At 69.3% G+C, this 22,996-nt stretch carries 17 protein-coding genes and 2 pseudogenes; 9 read left to right on the forward strand and 10 right to left on the reverse strand.

The genetic code is table 11. The features are described 5' to 3' along the window. Positions 1-1,211 precede the first annotated feature (1,211 nt). Positions 1,212-7,415 carry a DNRLRE domain-containing protein gene (locus E6U81_RS31520; RefSeq protein ID WP_136233447.1) on the forward strand — a complete coding sequence of 2,068 codons (6,204 nt, stop codon included), beginning with the start codon at positions 1,212-1,214 and terminating at the stop codon, positions 7,413-7,415. A gap of 19 nt (positions 7,416-7,434) precedes the next feature. Further along, positions 7,435-7,617 carry a hypothetical protein gene (locus tag E6U81_RS31525; protein ID WP_136233448.1) on the forward strand — a complete coding sequence of 61 codons (183 nt, stop codon included), beginning with the start codon at positions 7,435-7,437 and terminating at the stop codon, positions 7,615-7,617. A gap of 889 nt (positions 7,618-8,506) precedes the next feature. On the opposite strand, the gene hemC (E6U81_RS31530) is transcribed toward E6U81_RS31525, so the two are convergent. Then, a complete protein-coding gene (hemC, locus tag E6U81_RS31530) occupies positions 8,507-9,409 on the reverse strand; it encodes a hydroxymethylbilane synthase (protein ID WP_168714788.1) in 903 nt (300 codons plus the stop codon). A 100-nt stretch (positions 9,410-9,509) separates the two neighbouring features. On the opposite strand from hemC (E6U81_RS31530), the gene hemC (E6U81_RS31535) reads away from it, so the two are divergent. Continuing rightward, positions 9,510-10,445, forward strand: a complete 936-nt coding sequence (hemC, locus tag E6U81_RS31535) for a hydroxymethylbilane synthase (RefSeq protein WP_136233450.1) — start codon at positions 9,510-9,512, stop codon at positions 10,443-10,445. Here the strand turns inward: hemC (E6U81_RS31535) and E6U81_RS31540 are convergent. From E6U81_RS31540 to E6U81_RS31560, 6 genes are all read right to left on the reverse strand, one after another. Further along, a complete protein-coding gene (locus E6U81_RS31540) occupies positions 10,432-11,361 on the reverse strand; it encodes a hypothetical protein (RefSeq protein WP_168714789.1) in 930 nt (309 codons plus the stop codon). The two genes, hemC (E6U81_RS31535) and E6U81_RS31540, sit on opposite strands and share 14 nt — an antisense overlap. Before the next feature lie 17 nt (positions 11,362-11,378). Further along, the gene (locus E6U81_RS31545) at positions 11,379-11,612 is read right to left on the reverse strand and encodes a hypothetical protein (protein WP_136233452.1); all 234 of its coding nucleotides are present in this window, start codon (positions 11,610-11,612) and stop codon (positions 11,379-11,381) included. Next, entirely contained in the window at positions 11,609-11,782 is a 174-nt protein-coding gene (locus tag E6U81_RS40135) for a hypothetical protein (protein ID WP_168714790.1), read from the reverse strand. Before E6U81_RS40135 ends, E6U81_RS31545 begins: the two co-directional genes overlap by 4 nt. A gap of 172 nt (positions 11,783-11,954) precedes the next feature. After that, positions 11,955-12,803: a helix-turn-helix transcriptional regulator gene (locus E6U81_RS31550; protein ID WP_136233453.1), complete on the reverse strand. Its 849-nt coding sequence runs from the start codon at positions 12,801-12,803 to the stop codon at positions 11,955-11,957. 17 nt (positions 12,804-12,820) lie between these two features. Beyond that, on the reverse strand, positions 12,821-13,345 hold the full coding sequence (locus E6U81_RS31555; RefSeq protein ID WP_136233454.1) for a DUF6879 family protein: 525 nt from the start codon (positions 13,343-13,345) through the stop codon (positions 12,821-12,823). Further along, positions 13,317-13,580, reverse strand: a complete 264-nt coding sequence (locus E6U81_RS31560; RefSeq protein WP_136233455.1) for a hypothetical protein — start codon at positions 13,578-13,580, stop codon at positions 13,317-13,319. The genes E6U81_RS31555 and E6U81_RS31560 overlap by 29 nt, the downstream gene beginning before the upstream one ends. Before the next feature lie 210 nt (positions 13,581-13,790). Between E6U81_RS31560 and E6U81_RS31565 the strand changes: the two genes are divergently transcribed. Beyond that, positions 13,791-14,480, forward strand: coding sequence for an HNH endonuclease family protein (locus E6U81_RS31565; RefSeq protein WP_136233494.1), 690 nt, complete (start codon positions 13,791-13,793; stop codon positions 14,478-14,480). A 69-nt stretch (positions 14,481-14,549) separates the two neighbouring features. On the opposite strand, the gene E6U81_RS31570 is transcribed toward E6U81_RS31565, so the two are convergent. Further along, on the reverse strand, positions 14,550-16,736 hold the full coding sequence (locus E6U81_RS31570) for a HEAT repeat domain-containing protein (protein ID WP_136233456.1): 2,187 nt from the start codon (positions 16,734-16,736) through the stop codon (positions 14,550-14,552). 126 nt (positions 16,737-16,862) lie between these two features. Here E6U81_RS31570 and E6U81_RS31575 point away from each other — a divergent pair. Then, a pseudogene (locus E6U81_RS31575) lies at positions 16,863-17,114 on the forward strand (HNH endonuclease); the annotation flags it as partial. 485 nt (positions 17,115-17,599) lie between these two features. Here the strand turns inward: E6U81_RS31575 and E6U81_RS41790 are convergent. After that, positions 17,600-17,722, reverse strand: a complete 123-nt coding sequence (locus E6U81_RS41790) for a hypothetical protein (protein ID WP_276615832.1) — start codon at positions 17,720-17,722, stop codon at positions 17,600-17,602. A 598-nt stretch (positions 17,723-18,320) separates the two neighbouring features. On the opposite strand from E6U81_RS41790, the gene E6U81_RS31580 reads away from it, so the two are divergent. The 4 genes and pseudogenes from E6U81_RS31580 to E6U81_RS31595 all read left to right on the forward strand — a co-directional run bounded on the left by E6U81_RS31580 (position 18,321) and on the right by E6U81_RS31595 (position 20,016). After that, the gene (locus E6U81_RS31580) at positions 18,321-18,503 is read left to right on the forward strand and encodes a hypothetical protein (protein ID WP_206310062.1); all 183 of its coding nucleotides are present in this window, start codon (positions 18,321-18,323) and stop codon (positions 18,501-18,503) included. Positions 18,504-18,614: 111 nt separating this feature from the next. Then, positions 18,615-18,962 carry a hypothetical protein gene (locus tag E6U81_RS40580; protein ID WP_206310063.1) on the forward strand — a complete coding sequence of 116 codons (348 nt, stop codon included), beginning with the start codon at positions 18,615-18,617 and terminating at the stop codon, positions 18,960-18,962. 125 nt (positions 18,963-19,087) lie between these two features. Further along, entirely contained in the window at positions 19,088-19,753 is a 666-nt protein-coding gene (locus tag E6U81_RS31590; protein WP_136233457.1) for a DUF998 domain-containing protein, read from the forward strand. A 55-nt stretch (positions 19,754-19,808) separates the two neighbouring features. After that, positions 19,809-20,016: pseudogene (locus E6U81_RS31595) on the forward strand (DUF4287 domain-containing protein). Here the strand turns inward: E6U81_RS31595 and E6U81_RS31600 are convergent. Next, positions 20,017-21,003 (reverse strand): sigma-70 family RNA polymerase sigma factor, encoded by a 987-nt coding sequence (locus tag E6U81_RS31600; RefSeq protein WP_136233458.1) that lies wholly within the window; start codon positions 21,001-21,003, stop codon positions 20,017-20,019. Positions 21,004-22,996 lie beyond the last annotated feature (1,993 nt).

Raw genomic sequence — 22,996 nt, forward strand, 5'->3', positions numbered from 1 at the left:
CCACCGCGCAGGCCGGCGGCGGGCAGATGCGCCTCAAGCCGCACCCACTCCGCATTCGTCAGATCACCCCGCCCCATGCCCGACCTAACGACCGGACAAGCAGACAGTCACAAGATCCGCCGGACAGACCCTAGCGGCTGTCATCGGCGTCAGCCCGTGGGCCCGGCACCCGGGCCGAGCCGGGCTGGGCCCATCGCCAATTGGCTACAAAGGCCTCGCCCCCCAACCCCCCGCTCGCATGAAGGCGACGCCCTCAGGCTCGAAGCCTGATGATCCCGGTCCGCAGTTCGAAAATCCCTGTAAGTCGGCCTGATGCTGTGACTGCACCAGGCGGAGAGCATGGTTCGCCCAGCCCCCCGGGATGGCCCCGCCGGGCTCCGCGGCACCGCAAATATGGGTGTCAGCATGTATTGACGGGTAAGTTCCGCCCGCACAGACTCAGGCCGATTAGTTTTCGCAGGTCACCAGGGCTTGCGGCTATGGGGGGCAAGGGGGGATCCGCTGTGTCATGGGGCTGGCGGATCGTCGCGCAGGGTCTCGGCGACCCGTTGCGCTTCCGGCCCGGTCCGGCCGCGCCTCCAGGTTTCCGCCAGGCCGCGAACTTGGTCGCCGTCGTGGCCGCAGATGGCGGCTCGAGGTTATCTTTCGCACCCTGGACTGGCCGAAGCTGCTGACCCAGGTGCAGGCGATGCCTCACTCCTGTCCTGCCACTCCGAACATCCTGATCACAGATGACACGGCAATGAGTGCCGACGCAGGGCCAGGATCCCTCCATGCGACGTCACTGAGGTGTCCTCTCTGCAAGAGGGGCAGTTCGTACGCGGCCGCACCCGTAGGGGAGTGGCGGCCAGTACCCAGCGGACGTCGGGGCGCCCGGTAGTCCCACGCGCGTCCGCAGCGGTCCGGCAAGGCCGGACAAAGCCTCTCCATCCCTGAAAGCCCCCGGTCGTTGCTCGCCGGGAGGTGAATTCGGCCTGCCCACGCCCAGGAGGCGTCGAGTAGGCCGCCCACAGACCGTGTCGCTCTCACCCCACCGGCGGGAGCGGCGCCGGGACCGGACGCATGTGCGGTCCCACCAGCACCACCCGTACACGTATTAGGGGAGAAACGTGACACGCCAGATACCGGGGCCCGCATCAGGGTTCCGTGCCCGGCCAAGACGCGACCAGCGCACAGGACCGCGGACCGTCGCGGCCGGCGTCGCACTGCTGATGTCGGTGTCGATGCTCTACGGCGCCGAGTCCGCCATTGCCGCACCTTCCGGAACGGCGGCCGCTCAGGCCCCGAAGCCGCAGGCTGCGACCACTGCCGCGGACATCGCATCGGCCCGTGTGGCGGCCCGCCTGTCCGGGCAACGGGTCGAGGCGCTCTCGGAGCGCACCGAGACGTCGACCACCTGGGCGAACAAGGACGGTTCGCTGACCTCCGAGGTCGCGGCCGGGCCGATCCGATACCGCGACCCGGCCACGGGCCAGTGGCGTGACGTGGACGTCGACCTCGCCACGACGGCTGACGGTTCCGTGACCTCGAAGGCCCACCCCCAGGGGCTTCGGCTGTCCGGGAAGAAGGGGACGAAGGCGCAATCACTGGGCGCCGCCCAGTCCACTCCCGGTACCGACCTGGTCACGCTCGGCCAGGGTGACGAGGCGATCACCCTGCAGTGGCGCGGTGGCCTGCCCGCCCCGGTACTGCATGGCACGCGGGCGACGTACCCCGAGGCCGTACCGGGCGCGGACGTGGTGGTCGAAGCCACCCGTACCGGTTTCGAGCAGTTCGTCGAGGTCAAAGCCAAGCCGGCCGCCGGCTTCTCCTACACCCTGCCGTTGAAGACCAAGGGGTTGAAGGTCGAGCAGCAGCCCGACGGTAGCGTGCTCTTCACCGACAAGAAGTCGAAGAAGACGGCCACGATGCCCGCCCCCGTCATGTGGGACTCCACCGTCGACGAGGCTTCGGGTGAACACACCCGCCGCGCGAAGGTCGGCCTGAAGGTCGTCAGGACCAAGGACGGAGCCGACCTCGTCATCACACCCGACGCGGGCTTCCTCGCCGACCCGGCGACGAAGTACCCCGTGACGGTCGACCCGTCGACCTCGTCACTCGGCAACCTCTTCGACACCTACGTCCAGCAGGGCGAGACGGTCGACTGGTCCAACGACACCGAGCTCGACCTCGGCAACCCGGGCACCAAGAACGCCGACGGCACCTGGCGCACCGCGCGGTCCTTCATCACCTGGAACACCGCGCCCGTCGCCGACGCGCTGATTTCGAACGCCAAGCTCAGCCTGTGGAACTTCCACTCCGGCAACACCGACTGCACCGCCCAGCCCTGGGAGGTGTGGACCTCCAACGGCCCCACCACGGCCTCCCGCTGGACCAACCAGCCGGCGATGGTCACCAAGATGGCCACCTCCACCCAGACCAAGGGCAACCCGGGCTGCACCTCCCAGCCCGACGGCTGGATCGACGCCGATGTCACGAGCCTGGTCCAGCACTGGTCCAACAACAAGTGGACGTTCTCCAGCATGGGCCTGCGGGCCACCGACGAGAACAACATCAAGCAGTGGAAGCGGGTCAACTCCGCCAACGCGGCGACCAATGTCCCCAAGCTGACCGTCACCTACAACTACCGTCCCCGCACGGGAACGAATCAGGAGGCCGGACCGCCGTTCTTCTCCTACGGCGGCGCCTACACGGTCAACACGCTGACCCCGACCCTGCGTGACACCTTCGTCGACGCCAACGGCGACAAGGTCAACGGAACCTTCCAGATCTTCGACTCGGTCACCGACACCCAGGTCGGCAACGTCATCGTCTCCCCCTGGGTGCCCTCCGGACAGGCCGCCTCGGTCACCGTCCCCGCGGGTGTGCTGACGAACGGCAAGACGTACAAGTTCCGCACGAGCCCCTACGACGGCACCCACTACAACCTGGGCTGGTCCGCCTGGAAGACCTTCACGGTCGACACCTCCGCCCCTTCCGCCCCCACCGGCCTGACCTCGACGGACTACCCGTCGAACGCCTGGGTCAAGGGCAAGGGCAAGCCGGGCAACTTCACCGTCACCCCACCCGCGGGCGACCACAACTGGCTCGAATGGTCGCTGGACGGCACCACGTGGACGAAGGTCCACACCGGCGGTGCCGCCGGCGCCAAGACACTCTCGGTCACCCCGCCCACGGACGGCACCCAGACCCTCTCGGTGCGCGCAGTGGACAAGGCGGACAACAAGTCCGAGACCGCCGACTACACCTTCCACGCGGGCCCCGGCGGCTTCGTCCAGCCCTCTGAGGGAACACGCACCGTACGCCGTCTGCCCCTGCTGGCCGAGAGCGACGCAGCCAAGTACGACAAGGCCTCCTTCTCATGGCGGCGTTCCGACGCGGACGCCTGGACCCAGATCCCGGCCGGCCACGTCACCGCGAACGGCACGGCGCTGACGGCCTGGCCCATCCCGCTCACCGCCGGCAAGAGCGCCCCACTCGTGTGGAACACCACCGACACCGTCACCCCCGACGGCAGCATCCAGATCAAGGCCGACTTCACCGGACCGGCCGGAGCCACAGGAGCGACCGACCCCCTGGCCGTCGTGGTCGACCGCAACGCGGACGGCGCAGCCACCACCGAAGTCGGCCCCGGCAACGCCAACCTGCTCACCGGTGACTACCGGATAGCCGGTACCGAAGAGACCTTCTTCGGCGTCGGAGCCACCCGTACGGCATCCTCCCGCCGCCCCGGCGCGGGCGCGACGGCCAAGGGCCAGGTGCCGATCTTCGGCAATGAATGGGTATCAGGCGCTGTCGCGGAGACCAGCCAGACGGGCTTCACACACATTCGCAAGACGTCCGACACCTCGCTCGACGTGGTCATGGAAGACGGCAGCGCGATCCACTTCACCGCACAGACCGCTGCCGCCACGACATGGGTCCCGGAACCGGGCGCCGAGATGTGGACGCTGACCGGCTCCTTCGCCTCGACCTTCTCCCTGACCGGCGCAGACGGCACCGAGTCCGAATTCGGCAAGGTCGCCCCCACCGCAGAGACCTGGCAGGTCACCTCCTCCGGCAAGGCCGGAGTCGTCGACACCACCACCGAGGTCATCTCCGAAGCGGTCACAGTGGGCACGGAAGTCCTCGCCCGCCCGAAGATGCTCATCGCCCCGGGCAACAAGGTCCCGGCCCAGACGTGCGCCGCCACCCCGTCGACCAAGGGCTGCCGCCTGCTGGAGTTCGTCTACCCGCAGACCACCACGGCCACGACCCTGGTGTTCGGCGACTACAAGGACCGCGTTGCGCAGATCCGCCTGTGGGCCACCGAGCCCGGCGCCGCCAACTCCGTCGCCAAGACGGTGGGGCAGTACCTCTACGACAACAACGGCCGCTTGCGGCAGACCTGGGACCCGCGCATCAGCCCCGCGCTGAAGACGGCCTACGACTACGACTCGGCGGGCCGGGTCACGTCGCTGACCCCGCCGGGCGAGCTCGGATGGACCTTCACCTACGGCAACGTCGGAGGTGCCGCAGGCGGTGACGGCATGCTGCTCAAGGCCAGCCGCCCCACCCTCAAGCAGGGCAGCAAGACCGAGACCGACGGCACGGCATCGACCTCCTTCGTCTACAACATCCCCCTGACCGGGGCAGCCGCACCCAAGGCCATGGGCAGCGCAGACGTCGCCGCCTGGGGCCAGAGCACCGCCCCTACCGACGCCACCGCAGTCTTTCCCTCCGACAGCGTGCCCGCCTCCCACAACGGGGCGAGCCTGACAGCCGGCTCCTACGGCCGGGCCACCGTGCGCTACCTCAACGCCTCCGGCCTCCAGGTCAACACCCGCGACGAGGCCGGCAACATCGAGACGACGGAGTACGACCGCTTCGGCAACACCGTGCGCCGGCTGTCCGCCGGAAACCGCGCACTGGCACTCGGCGGCACACAGGAGGACACCGAGCGCCTCACCCGCCTGGGCATCACGGCCCTGAACCCCGCCGAGCGCGCCGAGCTGCTCTCCGAGCGTTCGATCTTCAGCGCTGACGGGACCCGCACGCTGGAGACACTGGGTTCGCTGAAGGAGGTGACCCTGGCAAAGGCGCTGACGGAGGGCTCCACGACGCTCGTCGCAGCCGGCAGCACAGTCTCGGCCCGTCCGTGGACGGTCAACACCTACGACGAGGGCCGTCCCACCGACGGCTCGGCCGTCGTCCGCAACCAGCTCACCAGCACGGTCAAGTCCGCCCAGCTGCGTGACCTTCCCGCCAAGCAGGCGGATGCCCGGCTGACCAGGAGCACCTACGACTGGGCCAAGGGCGTGGGAACCGCCACGATCGAGGACCCTGCCGGGCTCGCGATCACCACGAGCACCCAGTACGACAGCCGGGGCCGCGCGGTCAAGGCCGTACTCCCCGGCTCCAACGGCAACGACGCCGCCACCACCACGACCGAGTACTACACCGCGGACGGCACCGGCGCCTGCTCCGGCCGGCCCGAGTGGGTGGACCTGATCTGCCGCACCGGCCCGGCCGGTGCGATCACGGGCGGCGGTTCCAACCCGTCGGCCCTGCCCACCAAGACGTACGAGTACAACGTCTTCGCTCAGATCACCAAGATCACAGAGGTGTCCGGCGGAACAACGCGCACCACGAGCAGCACCTACGACAGCGCCGGCCGCCTGGTCAGCGTGACCGTCACCGGCGGTCTCGGCACCGCGGCACCCGTCTCGACAACCGAACACGACCCAGCCAACGGACGCGTCTCCAAGATCGTCTCGAACTCGGCCGGGACGGTTACCAAGCAGTACGACATGCTCGGTCGCATCGTCTCCTACGCAGATGCCGACGCCGGCGTCACCGCCACCGAGTACGACAGCCTCAACCGCCCGATCAAGGTCGCAGACTCCGTCCCCTCCACGGCAACCATCACCTACGACCACACCAAGGAACCCCGCGGCCTGGCCACTGCCATGGCCGACTCCGTCGCAGGCTCCTTCACCGCCGCCTACGACGCCGACGGCGCAGTGGTGAAGGAGACCCTCCCCGGCGGCTTCACCATGCGCCAGAACCTCGGCCGCGCCGGCGCGCTCCAGGAGCGCACCTACACCCGCGACTCCGACGGCATACTCCTGCTCGGCGACTCGGTCACCGAGTCCGTCCACGGGCAGCGCCTGACCCACACGGGCGGCGCCGGACACAGCGAACGACAGGAATACACCTACGACGCGATCGGACGCCTGACGAAGGTCGCCGACACCTACTCAGACGTGTGCACCGTCCGCGGCTACGGCTTCGACAGCCGTTCCAACCGGACCTCGCTCACGACGTCGGCCGGCACCCCCGGCGCGGACTGCCCCGCCACCGGCGGCACCACGAAGACCTCGGCCTTCGACTCGGCCGACCGGATCGTCGACGCGGGCTACGCGTACGACAAGTTCGGCCGCACCACCACCATGCCGGGCGGCGCAACACTCAGCTACTACAACAGCGACCTGGTCGAGCAGCAGACCCTGGGCACCTCCCGGCAGACCTGGAGCCTGGACCCCGCACAGCGGACCCGGACGTTCAAGACCGAGTCCAACTCCGGCGGCAGCTGGACACAGACCGCGTCGAGGACGAACCACTACGCGAGCGACGCCGACAGCCCCCGATGGATCACCGAGGACGCCGCCGGCCGCGTCACCCGCATGGTCCAGGGCCTGGCAGGCGGCCTCGCAGCCACCACCTCGGCCTCCGGGGACGTCGTCCTGCAGCTGTCGAACCTGCACGGCGACGTCAGCCTGGCCCTCCCGCTGGACGTCTCCAAGCCGCCGACCGCGCTGAGCTCCGACGAGTACGGCAAGGTCCGCGGGGACTCCCCGGCCACCCGCTACCAGTGGCTCGGCGCAGCCCAACGGTCCTCCGAAACCCTCGGTGGAACCATGCTGATGGGCGCCCGTGTCTACAACCCCGATTCGGGCCGCTTCCTGCAGGTGGACCCGGTTCAGGGCGGCTCGCGCAACGCCTACGAGTACGTCGGAGCTGACCCGGCCAACGCCTACGACCTCGACGGCCGCTGGACCTGGTCGCGTACCTTCTACCGCTCCTGGGGCAAGCTGGTCGCCCAGGTCTACATCCCCGGATGGGGCAGGAGCGCCGGCTACGTCGTGGCGACCGGATACTTCAACTACCGCTGGACCTGGCGCATCAAGGAATACTCGCACTACGCCTACGGCGTGGCTGCTGCCCTGTCCTCCGGCATCCCAACGGTCGGCTGGCTGATCGCTGTGGCCATCGGTGGCATGGGCGCGTGGATCCAGTACACGGCGCACAACGCGATCAACCGAGGAGGTCGTTGCCTGGCCGTTTCGGCGGGTGCGAGCATCTGGTTCCACAAGTACTGGAAGTACGTGCAGAACTACAACACGTCCTTCTTCCCGTGGCAGTACCGCTGCTGATCCAACACGAGGACGCCCGATGAAATACGACAAACGAGCGGCCCTGGGCCTGTTCCTCTGCGGAGTGATCAGCACCGTGGTTGCCGTGATCGTTGCTGTCCAGGACGGCCGCGGATCCAACACGGCCTTCCTGGAAGCCGCGGTCTTCTTCTTCGCCGCCTCCTGGATTGTTGAACGCTTCCACGGACGCAAGCACCCGTAGTCCCCTCTGGAGTTACGTCGGGGCCACAGCTTTCGGGCTGTGGCCCCGACGCCGTAGGCGAAGCTGCTGATTTTATGCAGAAGGCGAAATGAGTAGGTATCGGCTAACCCTGTTCTTCGTCATCCTCGTTCCCTTCATGACGGCAAGTGCGATGGACCGAGTTCCCGAAAGCGGGTGGCCCCAAGTGTGGGGGTTGATAGAAGCTGCCCTGGCCGTCGCCATCACGATCGGTGCCGCGAAGGAGATCAAGGACGGCTGGAAGCGCCGCCGCAGGGCTTCGGCCTAACGGGCAATTGCGGCTGCCCGCCACCGTGGAGGCTGGCCGCTTCGGTCATCCGTCTCCGAGAGCCACTGCAGACGGGTCTCGCGTATGGGGGGCGCGAGTCTGGATGTCCGCGGCCCCGCGCTCTCTCCGCGGGCGCCGTAGGCGGTAAACGCCGCCGGGGCGACGCACATCAGCGTCGGCCCGGCGTACTCGCGTAGCAGTAGAGAGCCAAACCAGGACGTGGGCCTCGAGAGCGTGCACGGTTTGGTGAGGGGGAGTGGCTGACGCGGCGGGGGTGCTGTGGCGTTTCGCCAGTGAACTGTGTGCCCGGGCGGGTGAACCCGGGCGCACAGGCCTGTTGGTGACGGTGTGAGGGCCGTTAGAAACGGTCCATGATGATCATGAAGCGGTCCGCTGTCGCCGCCGCCTTCGCTCTGACCCTCGCCGTGCCCATGCTCGCGCCCGCGGCCGCACACCCCGCCACCCCGGTGCAGCTCGGGGCATCGGGAGACGGGCACCACGCTGCTGCAGTCGTGCTGGTTTCATACGCACCCCCGCATACGAGATGTCATGGCGGACTGCCCCGCCTGCGCGCCTTGGACTGGCGGTGTCGCGTAGGCCAGCTCAGGCGGCGGCTTGGGCGAGGCTGCGGGCGCCGTGGCGGGTGAGGCACTGGCAGACGGTCATGGCGGTTTCCTGGGCGTCGGGGCCGGTGTGGTGGGCTTCGATCAGGACGTTGCCGTCGGGGGTGAAGGCGGCGGCGCGGACGGTGATCTGTTCTCCGTCGGTGGTGGCGTAGCCGGCCAGCGGGGCGTTGCAGAAGCCGCCCATCTCGCGCAGCACGGTGCGTTCGGCGGCTGCCAGGGTCTCGGCCGTTGGGTCGCTGAGGCCGGTGGCGATGTTCAGCGGGATCTCGTCGTCCTCGCGGCACTGCAGGACGACGGCGGCGGCTCCGAGGGGAGGGCAGACCAGCTCTGGCGGGATGCGGTGGCTGATGCGGTGGGCGAGGCCGAGGCGGTCCATGCCGGAGGAGGCGACGATCAGACCGTCGATCTTCCCCGCATCCAGGGCTGCAAGCCTTTCGTCTACGGGGCCGCGAAGGGGCGTGATCTCCAGTTCCGGCCGCAGGCGTCGGAGGTAGGCCCGGCGTCGGACGGAGGCGGTGCCGATGCGGGCGCCCTCGGGGAGCGTTTCGAGGGTCATGCCGGGGTCGCGGTGCACGAGAGCGTCGCGGAGGTCTCCCCGCGGCCGGAAGCCGCCGAGAACCAGGCCAGGGGTGTCGTGGGTCGGGGTGTCCTTCAGGCAGTGCACCGCGATGTCGATGTCACCGGCCAACAATGCCTTCTCGATCTCGTCCGTGAACACTCCGTCGGATTCGAGGGCGGTCCGCGCACCGCCTTCACGGTCTCCGCCAGCGTCGTAGAACGGGACCAGGACGGTCTTCGTCGGGGCGAGGGCGGACAGCAGGGGGGCGGTCTGGGTGAGGGACATGACCGAGGCGCGTGCGCCGATTCGGAGACGGGACATCATCCGGCCCTTCCATGGTGACAATCTGTCGGAATCTGCATTGTTCTGGTGCAAGTAGGATCCAGTGTCAACCCGCCTAAAGACGCGAGGAGTTGATCCGATGAGCACCGTCGTGACGATCGGTTCGAGAGCGAGCAAGCTGGCGAGGACGCAGGTCACGGAGTGGCTGACACCCCTTGCAGCGCAGTTCCCGGGCCTACGGTTCAAGCGGGAGATCATCCTGGAAGGCGGGGACCAGGACCGGATCACACCGACCCTCGCCGAGGTCGCGAAGACGGCGGGCGGCTCGGCTTTCTCCACCAACCAGGAGGCCGCCCTGGTGACCGGCCGGGTGGACGTCATCGTGCACTCGCTCAAAGACCTCCCAACCACCGTCCATGAGGGCACGATGCTGCTCACCACACCCGGCCCCCGCGAGGACGTACGGGACGTACTGTGCGGCGCGACGCTGGCGGAACTACCCCAGGGGGCCCGCGTCGGTACCGGGGCACCGCGCCGGGTCGCGCAGCTCCTCGCGCTGCGGCCAGACCTGGAGGTCCTGCCGATCCGCGGCAACGTCCCCGGGCGCCTGGCCCGGGTCAAGGGCAGGGACCGCCTGGACGCCGTGGTTCTGGCGGCGGCCGGCCTGAGCCGGCTCGGCATGATGCCCGAGGTCCACGAGGTATTCGACCCCGCCATCTTCCCCCCGTCGCCCGGTCAGGGCGCCCTCGGCATCCAGGTCCGCACCGGCTCCGAGGCCGCCCGGCTCCTCGCCGGAACCGGCGACGCCCAGGTGGACGCGTGCGTGCGGGCCGAACGCGCCCTTCTGGCCGAGCTGCACGGCGGATGCTCCGTCCCGGTCGGGGCGTGGGGCCGGATGGAGGAGGACGGACTGCTGCACCTGTCGGCGGCCGTCACCTCGCTTGACGGCTCCCAGCAGGTGACTGCGGCCGGAGCCGGGCCGGCGGACGACCCCGAGAAGCTCGGGGCGTGCCTGGCCGCCGAACTCCTCGCCCAGGGCGCGGCGGGCATCCTCGCGGAGATCAGGAAGCCTTGAGGACACGGGCGATGTCCAAGGCGCCATAGGTGATGATCCGGTCGGCCCCGGACCGCTTGAGAACCGTGTACGCCTCCATGAGACCCTTCACCTCCCGGCCGCCGTCGGGGGCCGGATCGGTCAGCCGCAGGTACTCGCCCGATACGGAGAACGGGACCACAGGCACCGGCACCTTGTCCTTGAGGTGCAGCAGGGTGTCGACTGTGTGCAGCGCCGGTTCGGTGAGGATCATGTCCGCACCCTCGTCCACCATCCGTCGGGCGGCGTGCACGGCCTGCTCCGGGCGACGGGGGCTGATCTGGAAAGCCCGGGTGCCTGAACGCGGGACCGCCCCCATCGTCGCCCGGTAGCCCTCGTACAGGGACGACTCGAAGATGAGGTGCGGCATGATCGCCACGTCTGCGAAGCCGCCCGCGTTCAGAGCCTCCCGTACCGCCCGGATGGAGCCGGGGATCATCGCCGCGGGGCCCACGATGTCAGCTCCGGCCTCGGCCTGCACGACGGCCTGGTCGGCCAGGACCTCCATGGTCTCCGACAGGTCCATCCGGCCCTGTGTATCCGCGAGCCAGCACTCCCCGGAGTCGTTGTGCGGGCACACGCACGTCTCGGTCATGACCGCCATGTCCGGCCGGGCCTTCTTCGCGGCGCGAATAGAGCGGGCCATGAGCCCGGTCGGAGAAGCGCTCTGGGAAGCACGGGCATCGCGCATCCGGGATCCGGCGAAGATCTTCACGCTCCGCACTCCCACGTCGTCCAGCGCGGCGACGATGCCGGCGATCTCGCTCACGACGAACGTCGGCATGGGATGTGGGGAGTCGTCGGCGTCCTCCCGCATCAGCAGCACCATGGTCAGGTCGGCGGGGGCCAGGGCGGGGCCTCCGAGGTAGTTCCGAACGGCTAAGCGGTGGTTCAGCACTTCGGTCTCCTTGAAGGTCAGCGGGCATCTGCCTGGCGTGGCACTTCGGGGGCGACGATCCACTCCACGCCGCCGCCCTCGGGCCGGAGGAACACGGCGCAAGGCATGACACGACGGGTCTGGGGGTCTTCGAACGGTCCGATGAACTGCACAATGGCCTCGCAGTCACGGCCGGGGTCGAAAACGCGGGCGCCCTCGTAGAGCCAGCCGGGGAGACCCCGGCGAGAGGTGGAGCGCGGTACGGGGGTCACTCTTCGGCCTCCTGCCGGATGCTGATTTCGCCGCGGCGCATGAACCGCCCCCACTCGTCGGCGGCCCTCATCCGAATGGACCAGCTCGGGTGCCCGGGCTGCGGCTCCGGCAGCGTGCAGGCGCGCTCGCATGCAGCAGGGGCGTTGCAGCGCAGTTCGGAGATGCTCATGCCGTTGCTCCTCTCCGACGGCAGCAGCGGGCCGCAGGTGCGACGTGGGGACGAGAGCCTGCGGCCCGCTGCGTAGGGGGAGCACTGCTCGGGCTTCGTGGCCCGAGGTGCGGTACCAACCTAGGAACGGGGGGTAGCCGGGCTCAACAAAGTTGCGCGATATTGCGCTCGCTCACCCCAGTGCGTCGACCGCCGCGTTGATCAGGGTGCGGGCGTGGTCGCCGTGGACGGCCATCTTCGACAGACCGGTGAACGCCTTCAGGTAGTCGGCGACTTCCCGGGGCTGGGTGACGTTGATCTCGGCCGTGAGCGTCTCCACTGAGGCATGCCGGTCGTCGAAGACGTAGAAGCCCTCCAACGGCCAGATGATGCGCTTGGCGGAAAAGGGGATTACGCCGAGAGAAACCGACGGCAGCGGCATCACTGTCAACAGGTGCCGAAGCTGCCCCCTCATCGCTTCCGCACCGCCGATACGGGCACGCAGCACCCACTCCTCAATGAGGACGACGAAGCGGTGCCCGCCCTCGTACAGGAACCGGCTGCGTGCAACGCGAGCAGCGACAGCCACGGCGATGTCATTGGGGGTGCCCTGGAAATCGGTGATCGACTGCATCAGAGCCGTGGCATAGGCAGGGGTCTGCAGGAAGCCAGGCACGGCATTGGAGACGTAAGAGCGACACAGAGCAGTCTGCTCGTGCCGGGTCGTCCAACTCTCCTGAGCCCTGCGCATCCCGTTGCGATGGAGCCGACGCCACTCGAGGTACATGGACTCGACCGCGCGGGACGCGGCGATCAGGTCGCCCGCCTGCTCCTCGGCGCCACAGGCCACACACCAGGCCCTGATATCGGAGTCCGAGGGGAGAGCCTCGCCCTTCTGGATACGGGTCGTCTTGGCGGGGTGCCATCCACACCGGGCGGACAGCTCCCGCCCAGTGAGACCGGCGTCCTTGCGAAGATGCGTCAGGCGTACGGCGAGCGCCACACGTGCCGCCTGGGCGCTGGACGACGGTGAAGACGGCATGAGCTGTCTGCCCGGCGTCAGACGGTGTACTGATCATGCGGGATGGCTCGCGCCCACACCGTCTCGAACGCCGCCGAGACCATCTTGACGACATCCGGATCCTCGTTGAACTGGTGGCCGGCCCAGGCGCCGTCACCGGTGAACCAGTGGAAGAGGACCAAGCGGTCGTCGATCAGCCACAGGTCGTTGCCCGGCAATGCGATGTCGGATGCGAGACGGCGGGGAAGCCACCGGACCTTCTCGCCCACAGCGACGTTGACGGCCGTCATGGCGTGCTCGTATCGGATGTAGTCCGTCACCGGCTCGGAGACGATCCGGGCCCGCCGCAGCTCGACGCCGCGGCCGACCGCCTCGCGGGCGATGGGAGTCCAGGCGATCCACTGCCTGGACACCGGATCGAGGTCGGCTTCCCCGGTCCGCAGGAAGTGCTCGAATGTCGCGGCCTCGTCACCCACACTGTAAAGATCGCGCATCTCCAGGTGGACGGCCGTGCGCTCGGCCCCTCGCAGCAGCTCAGCGAAGTCCGGAACGTTCTGCGACATCACACGCCTCCCTCAGCAACGGCACCATCCGGACCGGGACACGGACGACGGTCTCGTGAGCGGGGATACCGGCATCGTGTCCCTCCACCCAGACGGTGCTCGCAACCTCGGCGGTCTGTGCCTCGCCCAGCTTCCAGCCCTGGATGACGATCTCCTGCTTCTCCGCGTCCACCCACACCGTGGGCGAACCGCCTCCGGTGGTGTTGGGGTCCATCCCGATGAACCGTAGCGTCATGACGATCTCCCCTGTCGAGCCAGTTGCGGACTTTTGCACGACGATTTCGCTGGGTGCGGACAGCGTCAAGGTGCCCTTCGGCCAGACCTGTTGCGGTGCACATCCGCAGAGTGCAGTGGCGTTTCGCCGGTGAACCGGCTGGCTCGGGCGGGTGAACCCGGCTTGCAGGGACTATTGCTGATGGTGGCCGGCCAGTAGAAACAGCCCATGATGATCATGAAGCAGTTCGCCGTGGCGGCCGCCGCCCTTGCCCTGACCCTGTCTCTGCCCCCGGCCGTGCACGCGGCCGCAGAACCCGCGGCCCCAGCTTCGTCCGTCGTGCCGCAGGTCCTGCCGATCGGAGCCGCGGTCTCCGCGCTCCCGCTCGCGGTCGAGGACCGGACCGGCTACCAGCGCACCTCCTTCCGGCACTGGAACGCCGGCGACGTCCCGGCCGACGGCTGCAACACCCGCGCCGAGGTCCTCCTGGCCGAGGCGATCGTGTATCCGGAGATCGGCCCGGGCTGCACCCTGACCGGCGGGACCTGGTGGTCGTACTACGACGAGCGGGAGGTCACGCCGGCCGGGGCGCTGGACATCGACCACATGGTCCCGCTTGCCGAGGCCTGGGATTCGGGAGCTGCGGAATGGACGGCGGCGCGGCGTGAGGCGTACGCGAACGACCAGGGCCAGCCCACCTCCCTGGTTGCGGTGACGGCCCGTTCGAACCGGTCCAAGGCCGACCAGGATCCGGCGGAGTGGCTGCCGCCGTCGGCGGATGCGCTGTGCCGGTACGGAGCGGAGTGGACTGCGACGAAGCTCCGCTGGGGCCTTGCGGTCGACGAGGCGGAGCGGGACCGGCTGCTGGACATCGCGGCCGGCTGTGGCGGCACCGACGTGGAGTTCACCCCCGCGCCGTAGCCCGGGTGTCGCGGTAGAAGGAGCCGCCACCGTGTCAGGCCCTGCCTCGCGGTGGCGGTCTCATTGCGGTCAGCGGGTCGCCTGGGAGGTCTCCGTACGCGCCAGGATGGACCGGCAGACGTGCTGGATCTCCAGGTCAACGGAGACGTTCCATCCCCATGCGGTGCCCCCGCGGCGTGGCTGGGCGAGCGCAGACCGGATCTGGGGGAGGGCGGGGTGCGCTGCCTGGCCCATGCGGTCGAGGCAGGCGACGGCGTGGCGGGCGGTGGAGTCGTTGTCCTTCCACGCGGCGAGCAGCGCCGGGACGACGACGTCGGCTTCTTCGTTGCCACCGATGTCCCAGAGCGCTGAAGCCACATGGACCAGGGTCCAGGAGTCGTTCAGTACGGCCGAGCCGTTCTGCTCGTTGCGCGCGTTCTGTGCGAGTTGGTCGTTCAGTATCTGGCGCAGGCGCGGCAGCACGGCTGCGGCGGGAGGGCCGATCCGGCCGGCGAGGTCGACCGCGTCGAAGTTCCGCTTGTCGTCGAGGAGGCGCTGCAGCAGCGGAACTACGTGTTCGGGGCGGCGTTCGAGTTCCCAGAGGGTGCTGGTTGCGGCGGTACGGGTTCCCTGGTCTTCCACCTCGGCGAGAGGGCGGACGGTCTCTAGGGCGGTGATGGCGCGGGGACCGAACGACGCCAGCGCCTCCAACACGGGCTCGGCTGTGCGCCACTGTCCCCGCTGGACTGCGGCAGCGATGGCGTCGGTGAGCGCGGGCACGGCGGTCGGGTCGCCGAGCGCGGCGAGGGCGGAGGCGAGCGAGGTGGGGCTGACGTCGGGCCATTCGCGGGAGTGGTCGATGTCGGCGAGGAGCCGGATGAGCCGGGGCGTGAGTTCCGCGGCGGCCTGGGGCAGCTGGCCCGCCGCGTTCACGGCGCGCCATGCATCGACGCCTGTGTCCAGGGCGATCAGCAGCCCGGGAAGCGCCCGCTCGTCTCCGAGCTCGGCGAGGGCCAGGACGGCCTGCTGGTGGGCGCGGCGCAGCTCGGCGTGAGGGCTCGCCCAGGCATCGGGCCTGTGTGTGGTGCGCTGGGTGATCACGTAGGCGGCGAGGGCTTCCCGGGCCGGTTCGGCGAGCCGGCCCAGGGAACCGAGCACTTCGGCCGCAGCCGCAGACGTGTAGGAGTCGTGCGGCAGCAGGCACTCGGCGAGGAGCCGTACCAGGCGAGTGTGGTCTCCCCGCCAGGCGGTGATCAGACCGCGTGCCATGTCGATCGCGTCGTACCGGGTGGCCGCGTCCGTGCTGCTCAGCTGTTCGCAGAGCAGCACGGTCCGGTCCTCGACACGTGCGTCGAGGACTTCGTGGAAGGTCTTCAGCAGGGATGTCGTGGGTGCGTGGACACGGTTGCGGCGGTCGAGGTCGGCGAAGGCGGCAGCGACATGCCCGGGAACACCGGAGTCAGGCTCGGCCTCAAGAGCACATGTGCACGGTCCCGCCGCCCCCCGGCTCAAGTCGGCTTCCCTGCTGTCCTCGGGCCGGGGTATCGGCGCGGTCCGGCGGAGGAGCGCGATCGCGGTGGGCACCGTGGTGTCGTCGACGGACTCGGGGACACAGCGGGCCCGCTGGACGAGCGCCGCAAGACGTACATCGGCATCCACCGCCACATCGCTGGCGAGGAGGTCGAACCAGGCCCGCGCCGGTTCCTGCGCCGCCGGGAGCCGCAGCGCCAGATCGCCCATCGTCCGGATCACCAGCAACCGCTCCACGACGCCGTCCTCGGCGTCGAGCCGGTCCCGAAGGACCCCTACCGCCCGCTCGGCGTCCTCCAGGAACAGTCCCACGCCCGGGATCGCGGCCGAACGTACCCGCGCGTCCGCGTCGCAGGCGTAGCCGGTGAACACGTCGCCGCGCCCGCAGATCAGCGCTGCGGCGTCGTGGTAGGCCGTGGTCTCCTCACCATCGATGCCGATCCAGATGCCGCCGATCTTGTCCCGGTCGACGGCTTCACGGCCGATGCTCACGATCAGCGCGACCACCGACGCCCGATCCGGCGTGGAAGGGGAGTCTGCCATGGAGAACAGGAACGGCAGACTGGCCACCGTGCACGGGTACACGTCCCCCTGGTGATGGGCCGCGCCGTAGAAGCTGCTGAAGGCCTGCTCCCGGACCTCGGTGTCGGGGGAAGCCATGTCGCGCAGCCATTGCGGAACATCCCCGGCCGGCCCATAGGCGTGTCCCAGAAACGTCCAGTCGATGCTGTCCAAGTCGTTGATCATGCCGGGCACTATGCCGGGCAGCACTGACACCCACGACAGCACCGGCTACGAACTCGGTTCACGATCGCCACGGCTGCTGCCGAGGGCATCTGGAATACCGCTCACCTGGAATGATGCTCCCTGCCAGCTGGGGCGGCGGAATGGACGCCCGCGCGGCGGGAGGCGTACGTGAACGACCAAGGGCAGCAGGCGTCGCTGGTGGCGGTGACGGCGCGTTCGAACCGGTCGAAGGCGGATCAGGATCCGGCCGAATGGCTGCCGCCGGCGCCGGATGCGTTGTGCCGGTACGGCGCGGAGTGGACCGCGACGAAACTCCGCTGGGGCCTCGCGGTCGACGAGATGGAGCGGGACCGGCTGTTGGACATCACGGCCGGCTGCGGCGGCACCGATGTGGAGTTCACCCCCGCCGCTAGCGGGGCGGCCGAGCCCGGGCCGAGGCGTGTTGTCGGTGGTGGCGGTGACCATGGGGAGATGAGCGCCGGTATAGCGCCCGACGGCCCGCACACGGGGACCGAAGGGCTGTGCGAGCAGATCCGGGGCGCCCTGGCAGGGTGGGCGCCCCGGCTGCTCGGCGTTCACATCCACCAGACGGCGTCCGGCCCGGCGGAGCTGGCGCGGCTGATGGCGACGATCGCGGAAGCGGCCGAGGTCACGGTGCTCCCTGGTGATGGTGCGGCCGCGCGGGCAGAACTGCACGCGGCAGCCGATCGGGCGTCTGCGGCCGCCGACGAGCGGCGGGGGGCGGACGTACGGGCGGACCTGGCCGCCGTCCGGGCGGGGTGCAGGCGTGCGGCTGTCGCGGTCGGCGAGCGCGTCGCCGTCGGCTTCTGACCCAGGGCCTGCGCCGAGGCCGTCGACCGGGTTCATCGGCGCGCGCGCCAGGTTCCGTAGAGGGCGGCGACGGCGCTGATGACGCCGGCGAAGCCGGCTTCGCCGACGGTGAGGTAGATGCCGGCGCAGGTGGCGAGGAGCGCGACAAGGACCACGGCGTCGGGGACACGGCGCGTCCCGGGGTTGGGTTCGCGGGGGGCTGGGAGGGCTCGGGTGTCTGCGGGGTGGTTCCGGTGTCGGTCATGACTCCAGGAGAGCGCCCCGCGGCCCTGGTTCCCAGTGATCCGTACGGGCTCGCCCGGACCCGGATGATCTTGTGCTTGGGCCGTTGGGAAGCGGGCTGTTCTCGGACGGGGCGGAGCGGCCGGAAGCGTTCGGCGCAATCCGCATACGTACGGCTTCACCGCCCTCTGGCGTGGCTTTTCCGCACAGGCAGGGGGGTTTGATGGCAACCGAAGCACCCGGGGTCGAGCAGCAGGACCGTGAGGCGATCGACGCCTACGAGGCCGCGCTGGAGGCGTTCGCAGAGAGGCTGAACCTGGTCCACATATCCGGTGGGACCCCCTCCTACGCCACGGTCGCCGCCGCGTCGGTGCGGCCGCGCCTGACCACGACCGGACTGAACGAAATGCTCACCGGCAAGCGTCTGCCAACCCTTGAGGCGCTCCTGGAGTACCTCCGGGTCGTCACCACCCCCAGTGGCCTGGAAGGGTCTGGTCCCGCTGGCGGATGCCGGGGCGGGCCGGTGGTCGCGTGCGGTGTGTCCTGGAGACCACCCTCGTCCACCTCGCCCTGGTCGCCGAGGTCAGCGCGGATCGCGCCATCGACCACGGCGGCGTCTTCCGCCACCCGTTCCGCTTTCAGCGCCTGCGCCTGGACGTCGGGCTCGAGGACGTATCCCGGTTCGGCGAGGGCCCGGCCGCGGCCGCCGGGTGACGGAAGCGGGAGTGTGCAATGGCGTTTCGCCGGTGAACCGGCGTGCTCGGCCGGGTGAACCCGGCCTGCACGGCCTGTTGCTGACAGGGTGGCGGCCGGTAGAACCGGCCCATGATGATCACGAAGCGCTACGCTGTCGCGGCCGCCGCCTTCGCTATGACCCTGTCTCTGCCCACGGCCGCGCACGCGGCCACACAGCCCGCCACCCCTGCTTCGGCCGCGGCCGTCGTGCCGCAAGTGCTGCCGATCGGGGTCGCGGTCTCCGCGCTCCCGCTGGCGGTGGAGGACCGGACCGGCTACAAGCGCACCTCCTTCCGGCACTGGAACGCCGGCGACGTTGCGGCCAACACCCGTCAGGAGGTCCTCCTGGCAGAGGCGGTCGTGTATCCGGAGATCGGCCCGGGCTGCACCCCTGAGCGTTGTCTTGGCCCGCGTGAGCGGGCCGGGCCCACGAGGTAGCGGGCGAGGTCCTGTCCGTGAGAGCGGCCGAGTGCTCGTGATCTAGCGCACATTGTGCGGACGGATGACTTTGCTGGTTCCCGCCGGTCGAATGAGCGACAACACCATGCGAGGAGGGCTCGTTCATGACCCACACGCTCAACGCGTCCCAGCACGTCGCTCCCGTAACGTCCGCGTCCCGCGCGCTACGCCGATGGCTGACGGGCGGCATGGCGGCGGGTCCCGTGTTCCTCGCGGTCGGTGCCGCGCAAGGGCTCGCCCCTGACGGCTTCGACTTCAGCCGGAACGCGCTCAGCCAGCTCGCGCTCGGCCACGCGGGCTGGATCCAGACCGTCAACTGCCTGCTCACCGGCGCCCTGCTGGTCATGGGTGCGGTCGGTCTGCGCCAGGTGTTGGGCGGGGGCGCGGGCGGCACCTGGGGTCCGGTTCTGGTCGGTGTCTTTGGTGTCTCGTTCTGGGCCGCGGCAGCCTTCCCGGCCGACGCCGGCGCGGGGTTCCCCGCCGGAGCCCCCGACAGGACCGTGATCAGCGGGCACGGTGCTGTCCACATGATCGCCGGAATGGTCGGCTACCTCGCTCTGTGCGCCGCCTTCGTCGTCCTGGCCGACTCGCTCGCCGCCCGGGGCCACGGCAGATGGGCCATGGCCTCTCGTCTCGTCCCGGTCGCTGTCCTCGCCGGTTTCATGGCCTCGGCCGTCTCCGTCCTGGCCTTCACTGCCGGCGCGGGTCTCGGCCTGCTGTGGCTGGCCGCGGTGACGACCCGCCTGGCCGGCGCCCCGGCCGACCGCTGACCGCAGGGGGTCATCGACAACATCGAGATCATCCAGACAGGAAACGAGGACACCCATGGCCACCGTGAAGCCTCCTGTCAGCTACTTCCCCTCCATCGAGAAGCACGGCCGCCCGATCGCCGAGTGGAAGGAGCTCATCCGCACCTGCCCGCTCGCCAAGCACATGCAGCTCGTCAACTGGCTCGGGTCCGAACACGGGGGTGGGGCACGGCCACGCCAACGCCCTCGTCGCCCACACCCTCGCCGAGGACGCCGGCAAATAGTCAGGCACGAGCGCCGAATCGCGCCTCCTCGCCCAGGCGGCGCGGCAGGCCGAAGAGCGGGAAGAGGCGCTCGGTGTCACGGAAGGCCGTGATGCCAGTGATCCGGTCGCCGGAGAACTCGACGACCTGAAGGGCCCACGGCTCGTAGCCGGTACCGTCCGGGCGGGGGCGGTACTGGCCGAAGGCGGGGGACCCGTTCGCGGCGGTCGGAACCAGACGCGAGCCCCGGCAGCCGATCGCGGGGCCGGTGAGCCATGCCTGGATGTCGGGGACACCGCGCATCCACTTCGAGTACGGGGGCAGGCACAGCGTGGCGTCGACATGGAGGAGCATGTTCAGCTCCTCCATGTCGTAGCGGGAGAAGGCCGTGGCGTACCGCTCGGCCAGCACCCGGCGGACGCTGTCGTCGGACGGCCGTACGGCCAGCCCGTCCTTTCCCTGGTGGTCGGCCAGTGTGGCTCGGGCCCGCTGCAGGGCGCTGTTGGCTGAGGCGACGGTGGAGCCGTGCAGTTCGGCGACCTCGCGCGCCGAGAAGCCAAGGACATCGCGCAGGATCAGCGTGGCTCGCTGCCTGGGTGGCAGGTGCTGCAGCGCGGCGACGAACGCCAGCCGCACTGACTCGCCCGTCGCCGCGGCCGCCTCCGGATCGCCGGAAGGGCAGGGCTCCACCCACAGAGCGGCGTCCTCCGGGGGCGTCGGCGGTGTGCCGCCCGCGCTCGGGCCGGACAAGTCCATCGGCAGCGCCCGCCGCTTACCCGAGGCGAGGGCGTCCAGACAGACGTTGGTTGCGATGCGGTACACCCACGACCGCAGCGCTGACCGGCCCTCGAAGCGTTCGATGCTCCGCCACGCCCGGACCAGCGTCTCCTGTACGGCGTCCTCAGCCTCGGCGTACGACCCCAACATCCGGTAGCAGTACCGGGTCAGCTCCCCCCGGTACTCCTCCAGCCCCTCCACCGCTGCATCGGCCGCCCCGACATCCCCCATGCCGCATTCCTTCCAAGAGAGCGTTCCAGGTAGCTGATCTGGTCTTTCACTGTAGGCCGGGTCCGTGTGGCTTTGTTGGTCAGGAGCGGCTCTGGTCCACTCTTGTGGTGCCTCACGGACCGTGATGTCAGTGGCGTGTGGTGGGATGGCGGACTCTGTCGTTGATCTTCTGGGAGCCCAGTGGACCAGAGCCTCAGGAGCGAGAGCGTTTGTCACCCAAGGGCAATAACACCCCGTGGACAAGGCAGACGATGTAGCCGAAGGGTCTGATGCAGGTTCGGGTGACAGGTTGAGTCACGCGGCCTGGAGGGCCGGTGTGGTCATGACGGGCGAGCGGCTTCGCGGCGGAGCAAAAGTTGTGGACGGGGTGAGGTGCAGTCCGTTGTCCCCGGCTACCCGGGACCATGTCGCCGAACGGCGGGCGCTGTCGCTGGTCACGGTGTCCGAGCCCGTCTGCCGGCCGGTGGCGGACCTGCGGAGCGTCACACCCAAGCGCGCAGCCACCGGTACGGCCTGGGCGTCCCTCGAGGTCGGCGACACGTCAGCGGGGGCGAGCGTCGTGCTGACCAGCTACCCGGGGGCGAGGCGAAGACGGCGATGAAGGAGCTGAAGGCGGCCGTCACCGAGTGCAAGGGCTTCACGCCCTCCTTCCCGCGCGGCTGGTCGGAGCGCAACACCTCGAGGCGCTGCCGCCGGTCGGAATCGGAGACGAATCCGTCTCCTTCTCCGTCGTTTGCCCCCAAGACCCCAGCAAAGGGCAGACGATAGCGATCGTGCGCACGGGCGGGGCGCTCGCCGTCTACCTCACCGACACAGCGGGGGACCCGATCCCGGCTGCTCTGATGAAGCAGCAGCACGAGCAGTTGCAGAAGGCCGGATAGTCCAAGGGCGCCTACACCGACGCCGTCGGCAAGCCGCACTTGGCCGGCTGACCCCCGTCGAATTCGAGACCGTCATGACCACGCCGGCCCTCCAGGCCGCGTGACTGACCCTGTCACCCGAACCTGCACCAGACCCGACGTACCGGGTGTGGACCCGACTGAAATGCCCCCACTGTTCGGCCGTCACCACGCTCTGCGCGAGCGGCAGGGCCACTGATTCCTCGTGGTCGAGGTGCCCGGCCAGACCACGGGTCAGGGTGTCCACGAGCTGACCCAGCGGCAGGCAATTGACGCCGAGCTCACCCAAAGCGTCATCGACGGCTTCGATCACCGGGCCGGTGGCGGCATGCTCGGCCTCCATCACCTCCAGGAGCGCCAGGTCCCTCGGGCGGCCGGTGAGGGGCAGCCGCAGCGACGGCCACAGTGCCTCGGCCGTGTACCGCGCGCATGACGGTCCCGAGTCCGGCCGCCAAGGTCGCGGAAGCGAGGACGGCTAGCACCGGGTTCACGTAGCCGGGGACCAGGTCGCTATCCGCGTTGCACGTCTTCGAAAGCGGGAGCAGTGTCTCCATGTGCTCGTCAGGATCGAAGCGGGTGTGCAAGGTGAGTTCACACCTCTCGCGAACGTCCAAGACCAGAAGGTGAGTCAGGCCCCACAGGTATAGCCCACAGGTCAGGGCGGACAGCAGCAGGGTCCAGCGCGCCCGCCGGTCACCGCTAGCCGCGCGCCTGACAGTCGCCACGAGGCACCAGAGTCCGGCCACGATGACGCCCACCTGCAGGAATTCACTCAGCATGTGGGCACGATATGCGGGCCGCTCAAGCATCACTCGGGCATACCGTCAGTTTATGTCCAGCGTCGTGCCATCGGTTACCGGATCAGTGCATGGCGGGCGCCGTTCGTGACACAGGCGGTACCAGGCCAGCGACCCGCGTCCATGAGGCGCCCACCAGCAGGGCGCAATTGTGTTGGACACGGTGATCACGGTGGCCGTAACCTCGATCGGTCCCAGCCTTCATACGTTCGAAGAGGTGTATTTGATGACGGTCCAGGTTCTTGCGGTCAGTTCCCGTCGGCCGCTCAGCCCCACCGTTGTGACCTCAACGAACCG

The organism is Streptomyces sp. A0592, from assembly GCF_004795115.1.
Taxonomy (GTDB): domain Bacteria; phylum Actinomycetota; class Actinomycetes; order Streptomycetales; family Streptomycetaceae; genus Streptomyces; species Streptomyces erythrochromogenes.